Annotated in this window: 13 protein-coding genes; 2 read left to right on the forward strand and 11 right to left on the reverse strand. The window is 72.5% G+C overall.

The window, feature by feature from the left end; translation table 11 throughout:
- Positions 1-136: 136 nt before the first annotated feature.
- The gene (trpS, locus tag ABII15_RS37655) at positions 137-1,222 is read left to right on the forward strand and encodes a tryptophan--tRNA ligase (protein ID WP_353946789.1); all 1,086 of its coding nucleotides are present in this window, start codon (positions 137-139) and stop codon (positions 1,220-1,222) included.
- A 15-nt stretch (positions 1,223-1,237) separates the two neighbouring features.
- Here trpS and ABII15_RS37660 read toward each other — a convergent pair whose 3' ends face one another.
- From ABII15_RS37660 to ABII15_RS37685, 6 genes are all read right to left on the reverse strand, one after another.
- Positions 1,238-2,488: a cytochrome P450 gene (locus tag ABII15_RS37660; protein ID WP_353946790.1), complete on the reverse strand. Its 1,251-nt coding sequence runs from the start codon at positions 2,486-2,488 to the stop codon at positions 1,238-1,240.
- On the reverse strand, positions 2,485-3,102 hold the full coding sequence (locus tag ABII15_RS37665; protein WP_111664449.1) for an ATP/GTP-binding protein: 618 nt from the start codon (positions 3,100-3,102) through the stop codon (positions 2,485-2,487). Before ABII15_RS37665 ends, ABII15_RS37660 begins: the two co-directional genes overlap by 4 nt.
- Positions 3,083-3,442, reverse strand: coding sequence for a DUF742 domain-containing protein (locus tag ABII15_RS37670; RefSeq protein WP_353946791.1), 360 nt, complete (start codon positions 3,440-3,442; stop codon positions 3,083-3,085). Before ABII15_RS37670 ends, ABII15_RS37665 begins: the two co-directional genes overlap by 20 nt.
- The gene (locus ABII15_RS37675; protein WP_351455340.1) at positions 3,439-3,858 is read right to left on the reverse strand and encodes a roadblock/LC7 domain-containing protein; all 420 of its coding nucleotides are present in this window, start codon (positions 3,856-3,858) and stop codon (positions 3,439-3,441) included. The genes ABII15_RS37670 and ABII15_RS37675 overlap by 4 nt, the downstream gene beginning before the upstream one ends.
- Before the next feature lie 110 nt (positions 3,859-3,968).
- Positions 3,969-5,660, reverse strand: a complete 1,692-nt coding sequence (locus tag ABII15_RS37680; protein WP_353946792.1) for an ATP-binding protein — start codon at positions 5,658-5,660, stop codon at positions 3,969-3,971.
- 682 nt (positions 5,661-6,342) lie between these two features.
- On the reverse strand, positions 6,343-6,624 hold the full coding sequence (locus tag ABII15_RS37685) for a zinc-ribbon domain-containing protein (protein WP_353946793.1): 282 nt from the start codon (positions 6,622-6,624) through the stop codon (positions 6,343-6,345).
- A gap of 260 nt (positions 6,625-6,884) precedes the next feature.
- On the opposite strand from ABII15_RS37685, the gene ABII15_RS37690 reads away from it, so the two are divergent.
- Positions 6,885-7,376 carry a peptidylprolyl isomerase gene (locus ABII15_RS37690; RefSeq protein WP_353946794.1) on the forward strand — a complete coding sequence of 164 codons (492 nt, stop codon included), beginning with the start codon at positions 6,885-6,887 and terminating at the stop codon, positions 7,374-7,376.
- Positions 7,377-7,508: 132 nt separating this feature from the next.
- On the opposite strand, the gene ABII15_RS37695 is transcribed toward ABII15_RS37690, so the two are convergent.
- The 5 genes from ABII15_RS37695 to ABII15_RS37715 all read right to left on the reverse strand — a co-directional run bounded on the left by ABII15_RS37695 (position 7,509) and on the right by ABII15_RS37715 (position 13,923).
- On the reverse strand, positions 7,509-8,279 hold the full coding sequence (locus ABII15_RS37695) for a transposase family protein (protein ID WP_353943422.1): 771 nt from the start codon (positions 8,277-8,279) through the stop codon (positions 7,509-7,511).
- A 107-nt stretch (positions 8,280-8,386) separates the two neighbouring features.
- The gene (locus ABII15_RS37700) at positions 8,387-9,130 is read right to left on the reverse strand and encodes a ferredoxin reductase (protein WP_353946795.1); all 744 of its coding nucleotides are present in this window, start codon (positions 9,128-9,130) and stop codon (positions 8,387-8,389) included.
- Positions 9,123-9,734: a sulfite oxidase-like oxidoreductase gene (locus ABII15_RS37705; protein WP_353946796.1), complete on the reverse strand. Its 612-nt coding sequence runs from the start codon at positions 9,732-9,734 to the stop codon at positions 9,123-9,125. The genes ABII15_RS37700 and ABII15_RS37705 overlap by 8 nt, the downstream gene beginning before the upstream one ends.
- Before the next feature lie 103 nt (positions 9,735-9,837).
- Positions 9,838-12,078 carry an FUSC family protein gene (locus ABII15_RS37710; RefSeq protein WP_353946797.1) on the reverse strand — a complete coding sequence of 747 codons (2,241 nt, stop codon included), beginning with the start codon at positions 12,076-12,078 and terminating at the stop codon, positions 9,838-9,840.
- Between the two features lie 252 nt (positions 12,079-12,330).
- Entirely contained in the window at positions 12,331-13,923 is a 1,593-nt protein-coding gene (locus ABII15_RS37715; protein WP_353946798.1) for a penicillin-binding transpeptidase domain-containing protein, read from the reverse strand.
- Between the last annotated feature and the right edge of the window lie 18 nt (positions 13,924-13,941).

Genomic DNA, 13,941 nt, shown 5'->3' on the forward strand with positions numbered 1-13,941 from the left:
AGAGGCGGCCACAGCCATGCACGAACAAGGGCCGTCCCCGGACGGCCCTTCTTGCTTTCCTCCCGCGGATCTCCGCAGACGGCAGGCCGGGCCGCCCCGAGGGCGACCACGACCCGTCGAACCGCAGGGAGAGATCATGACCACCACCCTCGAACACCCCACCACCGACGTCCTCGGCACCACCGCCGCGCGCGCCCGCAGCGCCGAACTGGAACACCTCGTGCGCAGCGACCCGGGCCGCTTCCGGGTCCTCACCGGGGACCGGCCGACCGGACGACTCCATCTCGGCCACTACTTCGGCACACTCCACAACCGCGTCAGACTCCAGGACCTCGGCGTCGAGACCTTCGTCCTCGTCCCCGACTACCAGGTGCTCACCGACCGGGACTTGGCCGACCACCTTCAGGAGTACGTGGCCGAACTCGTCCTCGATTACCTGGCCATCGGCATCGACCCGGAGCGGTCCACGATCTTCGCGCACAGCGCCGTCCCCGCGCTGAACCAACTGCTGCTGCCGTTCCTCAGCCTCGTCTCCGTCGCCGAGCTGAACCGCAACCCCACCGTCAAGGACGAGATCGCCCACTCCCGGCAGTCGGCCGTCAGCGGGCTCATGCTCACCTACCCGGTCCACCAGGCCGCCGACATCCTCTCCGTCAAGGCCAATCTGGTCCCCGTCGGCCAGGACCAGCTGCCCCACCTGGAGATCACCCGCACCGTCGCCCGCCGCTTCAACGACCGGTACGGAAACGGCACGGACCTCTTCCCGCGCCCCGAGGCGCTGCTGTCCGAGGCCCCGCTGCTGCTCGGCACCGACGGCACCAAGATGAGCAAGAGCCGGGGCAACGCCATCGCGCTGTCCGCCGACGCCGACGAGACCGCGCGGCTGCTGCGCGGCGCGAAGACCGACGCCGAGCGCCGCATCACGTACGAGCCCGCGACCCGCCCCGAGGTCTCCTCCCTCGTCCTGCTCGCCGCGCTCTGCGAGGGCACCGACCCCCGCCGGGTCGCCGAGGAGCTGGGCGACGGGGGAGGGGCCGCGCTCAAGCGCCGCGTCACCGAAGCGGTGAACACCCGCCTCGCCCCGATCCGGGCCCGCCGCACCGCCTTCGCCCGGGACCCGCAGCTGGTCAGGGACGTGCTGCGGGCCGGCAACGAGCGGGCGGGCGCCCTCGCCGAGCAGACCCTCGACGACGTGCGCGCCGCCATGCGCACCGACTACTGAACAACCGGGCCCGGCTCAGTGCACGACCGGAGTGAAGCTCACCGGCAGCGAGGTCAGTCCCCGCATCCAGATCGACGGCCGCCAGGACAGCTCGGCCGGCTCCACCGCGAGCACCAGATCCGGGAGCTTGTCCAGCAGGGTCTCCACCGCGGTGCGCGCGATGACATCGGCGAGCAGCGGAGCCGGGTAGGGGCAGCGGTGCTCGCCGTTGCTGAACGACAGGTGCGCCGCGTTCTCCGCGCCGACATGGCCCTCCGGCCAGATCTGCGGGTCCGAGTTCGCGGCGGCGAGCCCGAGGACCACGCAGTCGCCCGCGCGGATCTGCCGGCCGCCGAGCTGGGTGTCGCGCACCGCCCAGCGGCCGATGAAGTTCTGCGTCGGGGTGTCCAGCCACAGCACCTCGTTCAGCGCCTCGCCGACGCTGAGGCGCCCGCCCGAGACGTTGATCGCGAAGCGCTCGTCGGTGAGGAGCAGCCGGAGCGTGTTGCAGATCCAGTTCGCCGTCGGCTGCTGGGCCGCCGCGATCACCGAGATCAGGTCCTGCACGATCTCCTCGTCCGTCAGCCCCGCCGGATCCAGGATCATCCGGGACGTGACATCGGCGCCCGGCCGCTCCCGCTTCTCGCGCACCAGGCGCGCGATGCGCTCACCGACCCGGACGTACGCCGCCACCGGGTCGTCGCCCTCGTGGGCGTCCAGGGAGATCCGCAGATCGTCCACCAGGTCCTGGGTCTCGTCGGCGAGCTCCGGCATCCCGCACATCTGCACCGCGGCGCGCATCGGCAGCGCGTGCGCGTACGCGGACATCAGCTCGGCCTGCCCGCTGCCGGCGAAGGTGTTGATGAGACGGTCGGCGATCTGCGCGCAGTCGCGTGCCAGCTCGAACTGGTCGACCTGCTCCAGGGCGTTGGTGATCACCCCGGCACGGCGCCGGTGCTCGTCGCCCTCGGTGAACAGTACCGACGGCTGGTACCCGACGAACGGCATGAGCGGCCAGTCGGCCGGGATGTGCTCCCACTGGTTCCAGCGCCGGGAGTCCCGCGCGAACAGCTCGTCGTGCGACGTGACGTAGCCGACCTCGGCATAGCCGAGCACGAGCCACGCGGGCACGTCCCCGTCGAGCAGCACGGGCGCGACCGGGCCGTGCTCCGAACGCAGCGCGCGGTACAGCTGCGACGGTGTCTGCTGGTACTGCAGGCCGCTGAGCGGGACGGCGCCCGCGTGCGCGGGGCAGGCCGATACGGCGGGGGGCGTCGTTTCCGTCACGGTGTCGTCTCCTGGGCCATGGCGATGGCGTAGAGGTGGTCGACGAGGGTGATCAGCACGTCCTTGCCGGACGACCTGACCCGCGCGTCGCAGTCGACCATCGGGATGTGCGCGGGCAGCGCGAGGGCCTGACGGATCTCGTCGAGGGAGTGCCGCACCGGCTCGTCGTCGAACCGGTTCACCGCCACCACGAAGGGGGTCCCGTGGTGCTCCAGACGGTCGATCGCGTACCACGAGTCGTCCATCCGCCGGGTGTCGACGAGCACGACCGCGCCCAGCGTCCCGGAGAACAGCCGGTCCCACAGGAACCAGAACCGCTCCTGGCCGGGGGCGCCGAACAGATAGAGCACCATGTGGTCGTTGAGGCTGATCCGGCCGAAGTCGAAGGCGACCGTGGTCGTCGTCTTGGAGGCCACGGCCGAGGTCTCGTCGACACCGACGCCCGCCTGCGTCATCACCTCTTCGGTGTTCAGTGGGCGGATCTCGCTGACCGAGCGGACCAGCGTGGTCTTGCCGACCCCGAACCCGCCGACCACGACGATCTTGAGGCCGGTGTCCGCGCCGGCGCCGAGCGGTGTGCGCTGCGCGGGCAGCTCAGAGGTTGCGGAGCCCATGGAGCACCTCCTTGAGAAGAGCGGAATCGGGGAGTTCGGCGACGGACGGGGCGGCCCCCGGATGACGGGCGGTGATCTTGCCGCCCGCCTGGAGGTCGCCGAGCAGGATCCGCACGACGGTGATCGGCAGCCCCAGCTCGGCGGCGACCTCCACGACGGCGGTGGGCCGCCGGCACAGTTCGAGGATGCGGACGTGCTCGGACTGCATCCCGGAGACCGGCTCGCACTCGCTGACCACCAGGGTCACCAGGTCGAAGGAGTCGTCGTCGGCGCGGCTGCGGCCCCCGGTGACCGTGTACAGCCGGTCCGGGGCGCCGGTGTCCACCGGCCGCCGCGTCACTGGACTCCGCCTCCCGCGCCGGCCTGGCGCGGAGCGGCCCGCAGATGCTCCCCGATCTGCTCCACCAGCTCCGACATCTGGTGGCCCACGACGCCCGGGTCGGCCTCCTCGTCGGCGACGACGGCGAGATGCGCGCCGTCGCCCGCGTCCACGATGAAGAGCAGCCCGCCGTGGAACTCGGTCATCGAGTGCCGTACGCCGCCGCTGCCGTTGCCGAACTCCACGGACGCGCCCTGGGCGAGCGCCTGGATCCCGGAGCAGATCGCCGCGAGCTGGTCGGCCTGGTCGAGCGTCAGATGCTCGCTCCAGCACAGCTTCAGGCCGTCGCGGGACAGGACGAGGGCGTACCGGGTGCCGGGAGTGCGCTCGAGCAGGTTCTCCAGGAGCCAGGTCAGGCTGGTGTCAGTGGTCTGCATGGCGGGGTCGGGACGGCCCTTCCGGCGGTCCGGAGAGAGCTGCCCGTGCCTCCAATCTCACGGTGTAGAGCGGTGCGGAGCGGGGGTGGAGCGGCCGGGTCGTGCCGGGGTCAGGCCGGGGTGCCGGGCTGGTCGGCCCCCGGGGTGTCGGTGTCCCGGGAGTCGGGCTTTGCGGCTTCCTTCGCCTTGCGTGCGGCGTGGAACGCGCCGAAGCGGGCACCGGCGTCCCGGGTCGGTGTGCGGTCGGCGGCGGGGGCGGGGCGCGAGCGCTCCTGCTCGACCGCGGCCATCGTGCGGCCCGGCGGGCGGACCGGCAGCCCGTTCGGCGTCGACCCGACGGCACCGGCGGGGCGGGGCGCCACCGTGTCGGTGGCGTCAGGGGTGTCGGCGGTGTCCCTGAGGCGCATGGTGTCCGTGCTGTCGGCCGCGGCCGGGATGCCCGCGGTGGGCGTGGGGTCCGGGGCGGCGACGGCGGCCGGGGCGTCGGCGCGCTCGTGCGTCTCGGCGGACACCGGGCGCGGGATGTTGACGGGCGGCGCCTGCTCGCGCTGCTGGGCGAGGACCTGGGGCGGCAGCAGGACGACGACGCCGGTGCCGCCGCGCGAGGACGGCCGGTAGTTCACGGCGATGCCGTACTTGGCGGCGAGCCGGCCCACCACGGCGAGCCCGAGCCGGGTGCCCTGGAGCGAGGCCAGGTCGGTGACCTGTCCGGACACCGCGTCCTCGGCGCGCCGCATCGCCGCGTCGGCCATCTTCAGACCGCTGTCCTCGATGGTCACGACCAGGCCCGCGGAGCGCTCCTCCACGTACACGTGCACCTCGTCGATGGGCGGCGAGAAGTTCGCGGCGTTGTCCATCAGTTCGGCGAGCAGGTGCATCACACCCTCGGCCGCGAAACCCGCGATCGCGGCGTCCGTCGCGCAGTGCAGCCGCACCCGCTGGTACGCGGCGATGCGTCCGACGGCGCCGCGCAGCACGCTCTCCATCACGATCGGCCGGTTCCAGGCGCGGCTGGAGCGGCCGCCCATCAGCAGCGCCAGCCGGTCCGTCATCAGCCCGAGCTGGGAGGTGGCGTGGTCGAGGCGCAGCAGGTCCCCGAAGACCTCCTCGCCGTGCCGCTCCTGCATGACGCGCAGGTCGGCGAGCATGCTCACGGCCTTCGCCTGCACCCGGCCGAGCGCCTTCGCCGACGCGGCCTGGGCGGCGGCGCCGCGCCGCTCGCTCAGGGCCAGTTCCCGCAGGAACGCCTCGGCCGGAACCCTCAGCAGGGGGTTCTCGGGCCAGACCGGCTCGGCCAGCACGGTGTCGGCCGAGGCGCCCTCGCGCAGCCGCTCCACCGCGGCCGGGAACGTCTCGGTGGTCAGCCGGTCCAACTCGCCCGCGGCCTGGCTCAGTTCGGCCCGGGCCGCGTCGCGCTCCGCGGCGGCCCGCTCGGCCCGGTGCACGGCCTCGCCGAGCGAGGTCGTGAACTCCTGGAGGATGCGCGCCAGTTGGGGATCGTAGGGCGGGGCGGCAGCCGGGGGCCTGCCGTCCTGGAGATGCCGCACCACGCCGGGCAGGGTGACGTTCACCAGCTGGGCCGCCTCGGCGGCCTGCTGCGTCAACCGGCCGTTCGCGACGGCCAGTTCGGAGCGGGTGTGCTCCGCGTCGCGCCGGGCGCGGCCGAGGATCGCCGTGTGCACGGCCACGACGACGGCCACGAATGCCCAGGCCGCCAGGGCCGTCCACACCGCCCAGGTGCGCGCGGCCGCCGGAGCGAGCGCGGCCGCGCCGCCGGCCGCGGCGGCCGCCACCACCAGCACGGTGAGCGCAGCGACCGGCGACGGTCGACCCGCCCCGGCTTTCGGCTTCGAGCGGGCAGAGGAGGGTGGAGCAGGCACTGACATTCCGCGGTCCCTCGGTCGTTGCGTGCGGGGAGCGGCCACTCGACCGGTCGGGTCGGCGGCGGATCCGGGCCGTCCGCGCCGAAGAGGACGCCGATCTTCCGGACCGTACGAACGCTCATGCTAGTCACGCCGTGCGATGGGAAGACCGGACAAGCCGGGCAGTTCTCCCGGCGGGCTACTTCGTCGTGAACTCGCCCCTGCCGCTACCGATCGTGGTAGCTGCCAGTCAGACCATATATGTGCCACGAGGCCGAGGTGGAGGCGGGCGTGACAGATCCGGGAGAATCACCGGAAGGTGTGGGTCCGTGCGATTTCAGTGCGTCGCCGGGCGTGAGATTTCGGCCAACATCACGTGTTCTTCCCGGTGTTCCGGTGATCGCCCTCCCGGTACCGAGCGTCGTGGAGCGCCGCTCCGAAGTTTCCGCCGGAGCATGTGCATGCTCGGCCCGATCTCGGGAACCAGACAACGGACAGGCTCTGGCAGCCCCACCCCCCCGGGCGCTCGAGCATGAGCCCCGCCGCCTTCGCATCTCCCCCCCCTTGCGAGGCGGCGGGGCTGTCGTCTGTCCGGAGCCAGTGCGCGAGGGCGACACACGCCCTAGCCCTGGTGGTGGCGCGGCTGCTGGGTCGGGTGGTTCTGCGGGGCGGCGGCCGTCGCGAGCATGCCCTCGGCCTGTTCCCTGGGCAGCTGGTGCTCGATGCCGCAGAACGTGCACTGCGTGCGGTACTTCGTCGAGACCGGGAACAGCGGGACGAAGAACAGCGTGAACTTCGTGACGTACTTGCGCAGCGTGTGGGCCGACGGGTTCCCGCAGCCGCCGCAGACGAGCGTGAGTATCGCGAGCTGATACACGTAACCGCGCGTGCCAAAGATGATCATGGGTGGTCCCCTCCCGGTCGACGGCCGCCGCCGAGCGTGGGGCCTCACGCCATCGTAGGCAGCCCCACAGCCCGCCCCACAAGCCGTACTTGAAGGGGGAGAACGCTTCTTCGGCGCGGGCCCGCGGTGCGAGGGCGGGCGACCGGCCGTCGGTCCCACTCGGCCACATTGCGCGCCCGGAGCGCTACGGACCGTGCGGATGCGGCCACGCCGCCCGCCCGAATCTGCATTTCGGGGCTCGTAATGAAAGGATTGCCCTCATGGCAATCAAGACCTACTTCGACATCACGATCAACGACGAGCCCGCCGGGCGGATCACGTTCAACCTCTTCGAGGACGTCGTCCCGAAGACCGCGGAGAACTTCCGCGCCCTGTGCACGGGTGAGAAGGGCTTCGGCTACGCCGGCTCGTCCTTCCACCGCGTCATCCCGCAGTTCATGCTGCAGGGCGGCGACTTCACCGCCGGCAACGGCACGGGTGGCAAGAGCATCTACGGCGAGAAGTTCGCCGACGAGAACTTCCAGCTCAAGCACACCAAGCCGGGCCAGCTCTCCATGGCCAACGCCGGTCCGAACACGAACGGCTCGCAGTTCTTCATCACGACCATCGTCACCGACTGGCTGGACGGCAAGCACGTCGTCTTCGGCGAGGTCGAGGACGGAATGGAGCTCGTGAAGAAGATCGAGTCGCTCGGCTCGCGCAGCGGCGCCACCGCCGCCAAGATCACGATCGCCGAGTCCGGCCAGCTCTGATCCTCGGCACGCGTCGACGGAGGCCGGGAACCCGCCGCACGGCGGGTTCCCGGCCTCCGTCGTGATGGCACTAAAGGTTGTTGCACAAGGCTGCGTTCTGGCAGGTCAGAGCCGGTGGAGACGGTTTTCGGGTCATGATGCGAGGGCGAGGTTGTGCATCTGGGCGACGGCCTGGACGGCGTGGTGGAGGCCGTTGCCGTGCTGTCGGCAGTCGCGGAGGATCTTGTAGTTCTTCATCCGGCCGATTACGTGCTCGACCCGGGCGCGGACCTTGCGGTGGGCGGCGTTGTCGTCCTCTTCGCCCGGCAGCAGCTCGCGTCGGGGGCGTTTGCGGTGCGGGGTGACCATGCCGCAGTTCAGGTAGGCGCCGTCGCCGAGGACCGTCACGCCCCGGCAGTGCGCGGCCAGGCCGGAGGCGCGCCAGGCGTGCGCGTCCGCGGTGGTGCCCGGCACCGGCCGGGCGGCTGCGATCACCAGGCGGGTATCGGCATCGACGATGACCTGCACGTTCGCCGAGAACCGGTAGTTGCGGCTGGAGGTGCCGACGTGGCGGTCCCGGACCGGGATCAGGGTGCCGTCGACGATCCACAGCCGGTCCGCCGCGTCGGCCGGGCGGGTCACCGGCTCCAGCGCGAGCAGCGGGCCCAGCTTCTGGATGACCCGGCACACCGTCGAGGAGGAGACGCCGAAGAGCGGGCCGAGCTGCCGCATGGTGAGGTTCGTGCGGTAGTACACGGCCACCACCAGGACCCGTTCGGCCAGCGGCAGGCTCCACGGCCGGCCCCGCAGGGTGCCGTTGCCGCCCCGGTCCCGGACCGTCTTCAGCAGCCGCCCGAACTGCTCCAACGACAGCCCCGTGAACGTCTCCACCCACACACGTTCAGCCCTCAACACCCCAGCCATACACCGGAGATGCCCAGATCACGGCCTTGTGCAACACCCTTTAGGGCGTGTGTCGAAAGTCCCGTCGCCCGCCCGAAGGGCGGGCGACGGGACTTTCGACACACGCCCTAGCCGAAGCGTTCGATCCTGATCCGTTCCACGGGCTGCCCGAGGTCGACCAGCAGCCGGGAGGCGTGCTCGGCGAACGCGTTGGAGCCGCACACGTACGCCTCCCACGCGGGCGCGCCCGGCGTGAAGCACGGGGCCAGGTGGTCGGCGGCCAGGTGCCGGCGCGCGCCCTCGCGGGTCAGCACCGGCGTCGTCTCGTCCCCGTACTCGGCGGCGTAGATCAGGTCCTCGGCCGTGCGCGCGGACACGAACAGGCGCAGGGGGACGGTCAGCCGCCGCAGGCGGTGATGGCGCAGCATCGACATCAGGGGGACCACGCCCGAGCCCGCGCCGATCAGCAGCGCGGGCCGGTCACCGGGCCACGCGAAGAAGCCGCTGAGCGGGCCGCGGACCTCCACGGTGTCGCCGGTCCGGGCGACGGTGTGGAGGTGTCCGGAGACCTCGCCGTCGTCCACGTGGTCGAGGGTCAGCTCGATGTGACCGGTGTCGTCCGGGGGAGAGGCGAGCGAGTAGTGGCGCTGCGCGGTGTAGCCGTCCGCGGCGGTCAGCCGCAGGATCAGATGCTGGCCCGGCAGATGGCCCTGCCACCCCGGCACCGCGAACCGGAACGTCGACACGCGGGGCGTCTCGCGCCGGATCTCGGTGATCACCGCGCGCTGCCAGGCGGCCGCGGTCTGCCGGCCGACGGCGATCCGCCCGGGCACCGCGAACCGGGTGGGCGGCGTGAAGGTCGTCTCAGTCACCGGAGTACCGCTGTTCCTCCCACGGGTTGCCCCGCGCGTGGTACCCGTTCCGCTCCCAGAATCCGGGCTCGTCGTGGTCGAGGAGACGCAGGCCCGCGAGCCACTTCACGCTCTTCCAGAAGTACAGGTGCGGCACCAGGAGCCGGGCGGGCCCGCCGTGCTCGGCCGGCAGCGGCTCGTCGTCGTGGGAGAAGGCCACCCAGGCCCTGCCGCCGCTGACATCGGCGAGCGGCAGGTTCGCCGCGTAGCCGGTGTGGGAGTACGCGACCACGTGGGTGGCGCGGGCGTCGGGTCGCACGGCGTCGAGGAAGGTGTCCAGGGACACACCGCCGAAGCGCACGCCGAACTTCGACCACCCCGTCACGCAGTGGATGTCACCCTCGTACGCGGACGTGGGCAGGGCACGCGCCTCGTCCCAGGTCCAGGTGCGCTCCTCGGCGACCAGGCCGTCGACGCGGAAGGTCCACTCCCGCTCGTCGATCCGCGGTGTCACCTCCGCGGAGAGGACGGGCCAGTCGTCGCGCGCGTCGTACTGGCCGGGCGGCAGTCCCGGGTCGTGGCTGCGGGGACGCCCCACGAAACCGCGGGTGACGGGGACGGTCATGCGAAGAACTCCAGGTCGAGAAGGGTGCGGCACGCACACGCGCGCGGGACAAGCCTGCCATCCCGCGGCCCCGTGACGCACATCCGTCCGGCCGGGCCACGGCCTACGCGCGCGGGCCCACCGGCACGCCCAGCGGCCGGGCCAGACCCGTGATGCCCTCGTCGAGACGCTGGAGATGGCGCAGCACACGGAACGTGACGGTGTTCGCGGCCGGCATGCCCAGACCGTCGGTCTCCAGCATCGCGGTGATGCTCGCGCCCGATTCGACGCGGCCCCCCTCCTCCGTCTCGTTCACGTGAGCGACCAGGACGTCGATGTTGTGGTCGATGCGCTGCGCCGCCCGCGCCAGCCGCGGATCCGCGCCGATCCGCTTGCTGTACGGGACGAGCTCGGCCGTCGCCGCCAGGGAACGGGCGTGATACGCCGAGGTCTCGAGCAGCGCCACCAGATAGCGGGCGGTCTGCCGGCGCTCGCGCAGCGGCGTGATCGGGTGCGTCAGCGGCTGGGTCGCCGCCCGCAGCTCGTCGAGCGCCGTGTCGAGGTCACGGGCCTTGTCGAGCAGATCGACGGCGGGACCGCCGCTGAGCTGCTCCACGGCGCCCTCGACGACCTCGCCGAGCCGCTCCAGGACGGCGGCGAGCTGCTCGTCGGTGCGCCGGTCGGTGCGGACCGGGAGCACCAGCATCGCCGCGATGATGCCGCAGGCCGCGCCCAGCGCCGTCTCCTCGATGCGCAGGACGAGCACGTCGAGGCTGTAGGTGTTCAGGAGGGTGTAGAGCAGACCCAGCATCGCCGTCACGAAGAACGACATGAGCGCGTACGACAGCGGGGCGGTGAAGAACATCGCGAACACGCAGACCAGGACCAGTACGAACGCCAGCCAGGTGTGGTGCCCGACGGCGCCCGCGAGCGCCACACCGGCGACGACCCCCAGCACGGTGCCGAGCAGCCGCCGGTAGCCCTTGACGACGATCTCGCCGGTCGACGCGGTGTTCAGGAAGACGACCCAGCAGGTCAGGACCGCCCAGTACCAGCGCTGCGAGGACAGGAACTCGCCGCCGACGATGGCGAGCGACGAACCGACGGCGACCTGGAACGCGGCCCGCGTGGTGGGCCGCTGGAAGCCCGCGGGCTCGTCCGGCTCGTCCTTCTCGGTGCTCGTGATGGACACGTCCTCGGCGTCGAACTCCTCGCGCGAGCGCGTCGTCGCCGGGGAGTCGTCCGACTCGTCCTGCGGACCGTCGAGCGCGAGCCGCAGACCCAGGACGGCACGGGCCGCCTCACCGATGCCGCGGAACACGTCCTGCACCGCGAGGGTCGTGCCCGGCGGTATGCACTCCTCGTCGCGGTAGCCGAGCAGCCGGTTGCGGACGTGGGCGACGGCCGTGCCGCGGTTCGCCTCGGCCGGGCGGGCCACCATCAGGCGCAGGGCGCCGAGGTCGCGGCGGAGCAGCCTGGTGGACTCGTCCTCGGCGTGCAGCAGCTTGCCCGTGGCGGGCACCGGGGCGCCCGGCAGATGCAGGGTGAGGGTATCGGCGCGCTCGGCGCTGCGGGCGGTGAGCAGCAGCATGCCGAGGCGTTCGGCGGCCACCTCGGCGTCGGCGACACGGCGCTGGATCAGCGAGGCCGCGGCGTCGTCGCGGGTGCCGTCCTCCAGCCGGCCCTGGATCATCAGCGCGGTCTCGTGCAGCCGCGCGGTGCGGCTCCGCAGATCGTCGAGGACGTCGTCCAGGTCGCCGGGCGGCGCGTCGAGCAGCTGTGTCTGAGCGTCCACGAGCTGCGCGAGCCGCGCCCGGAACGCGTCGCGCAGCCGCCCGAGCACCCGCTGCGGGGTCTCCGGCACCAGCGCGAACCGGGCCATGGCACTGCAGGCGAAGGAGATCGCCAAGGTGCCGAAGAGGACCGGCAGTTGACCCACCGAGGCGTTCACGAACAGGGACACGAAATACACCTGAAAACCGATCAGGCCGAGCGCCGTGCCCCGGTCGCCGAACCTGCGGCTGTAGACCGCGCCGAAGATGAGGGCGACGAAGAACGCGTCGCCGATGACGACCAGGCTGTGCAGCAGCGCGCCGAGCGTCATCGCGACGAGCGCGGTCGGCAGCCCGAGCGCGAGGGTCGCCGCCTGCCCGCGCACGGTCTTCTCGCGGATCGCGAAGGTGGCGACCATCGCCGCCATGGCCCCCGCCACCATGTGCGTCACGTCCGTGCCGATCAGGGCGAGCACGCCGAGCGCGAGCCCGATCGCCGCCACGGTGCGCACTCCGGCCGTCAGCCGCAGCAGCCCGGGGTCGGAGGCCACGAAGCGGTCCCACGTCGCGGTCAGGGTCGGCCGTCGCGCCACCTGCGTCACTCCAAGATCGATCCGGCGTTCGTCCCCCGAGCATACGAGCACGTGCGCGCGGCGTTGACGGGTGCACGGTCCGACTCCGGGGCGCGGGAATCGCGAGGTCGGCAGGGGTGCGGTGGCCACAGGACCGAACGCGGCGGGTCCGGCGCCGAGTTGAGTGCCCGGCGGGGTGAGCCGCACGGCGCGGCGAGCTCCCCGGGGGTCTCCCGTCTGCGGTATCTCTACCGTTTCTCTCCTGCGGTTCCGCTACCGCGCGGACCTGAGGACGGCCGCCACGAGCGGTCCCGACGACTCGCCGCCGCGTCCGCCGCGCCGCATCACGGCGGACGCGGCGAGATCGCCGTGCCAGGCGGCGAACCAGCCGTTGGGCTTCTTCTGCCCGATAACCTCGGCCGATCCGGTCTTCGCGCCGATGTCACCGGTCAGCCCCGCCATGGAGCCGGACGCGGAACCGGACGTCGCCGTCGTGTGCAGAAGATCACGCAGTTGCGCGTGCGCGGCCGGATCGAGCTTCCGGTGCGCCGTGGCCAGCGTCCGGTGGTCGACGTCCGGGGCGACGAGGTAGGGCTGCCGGAACTCTCCCGTCCGTGCCGTGGAGACGACCGACGCCATGGTCAGCGGATTCATCCGCACCTCGCCCTGGCCGATCATCGAGGCCGCCTTCGACGCGGCGTGCTCGACCGGGACCGCACCGGCGAACACGTCGACACCCGCCGACCAGCGCTCGCCGATCCCGAACACGTCACTGGCCTGCCGGGACAGCGCGTCGTCGGCGATCCTGCCCGCCTGTGTGATGAAGGCGGTGTTGCAGGACGCGGCGAAACTGCTGCGGAACGTACCGCCGACGATGTCGAAGTCGTCGACGTTGTGGAACTTCCAGCCGCCGTACGAGGCGTTCTTCGGGCACGGATGCGGCCGGTCGGGGGCGGCGAGCTTCTTCTCCAGGAGCAGCGACGCGGTGATCATCTTCATCGTGGAGCCGGGCGCGAGCCGCCCCCGCAGCGCCGTGTCCGCACCCTTCGCGCCGGAACCCGCGACGGCCAGGATCTCGCCGGTGGACGGCTTGAGCACGACCAGTGAGGCGTCCGACCGAAGCGCGACCTCCCGCTCGGCGGCCTTCTGGACGCGGGCGTCGATCGTGGTCCGCACCCGCCCGGGCGCCCCCTCGGGCACGGAGGCCAGCACCTGACCGCCGGGTGCCGTCCGCAACTCGACGCCAGGACGGCCGCCCGCCCTGCCGCCGTAGCCGCCGCGCTGCCCGTCCACCACGTGCGCGAGCGACGGGAAGGTCCGCGTGTCGAGGGGCCGACCGGTCCGGTCGAGGGCGTCGACCCGCGCGGGGCCCGTCTCCCGCGCCTCGAACCGCGCACCGCCGACCAGCCGGGGATGCAGCACCGCCGGCCGCCAGGCCACGACGGGCTCCCCGTCCCCGGCCCGCCGCACCACGGTGAGCCCGGAGTCGTACGACACCGGTGCGCGCCCGCCCTCGTACGAGAACCGGGCGCGCACCGAGAAGGGGACGCGGGCGCCCTTCGGGGCGCCCGCCGTGAGGCGTTCGGGGGTGAGGTGACCGCGTTCCCGGTAGTCGCGCAGCGCCCGGGCGGCGGCCGCCGCGTCGTCCGTGCGGTCCGCGGCCCGCTCCGCGTCGCCGTCGGCCCAGGCGTCGAGGAACCCGTCGGCGGCACCGCGGATCTCCGCGGCCGACAGCGGGCCGGTCCGGGGAGCCGGATCGCCCGCCGCCGTAAGCGCCCAGCCACCCGCCCCGAGGGCGACGACGGCCACCGCGCCGCCGATCCACAGACCGCGCTTCCCGCCGGTGCCCTGCCGCTCGTCGCCCACGGGCCCTCCGCCTCGCCG

Origin of the sequence: Streptomyces sp. HUAS MG91 (genome assembly GCF_040529335.1) — a bacterium.
Taxonomy (GTDB): domain Bacteria; phylum Actinomycetota; class Actinomycetes; order Streptomycetales; family Streptomycetaceae; genus Streptomyces; species Streptomyces tabacisoli.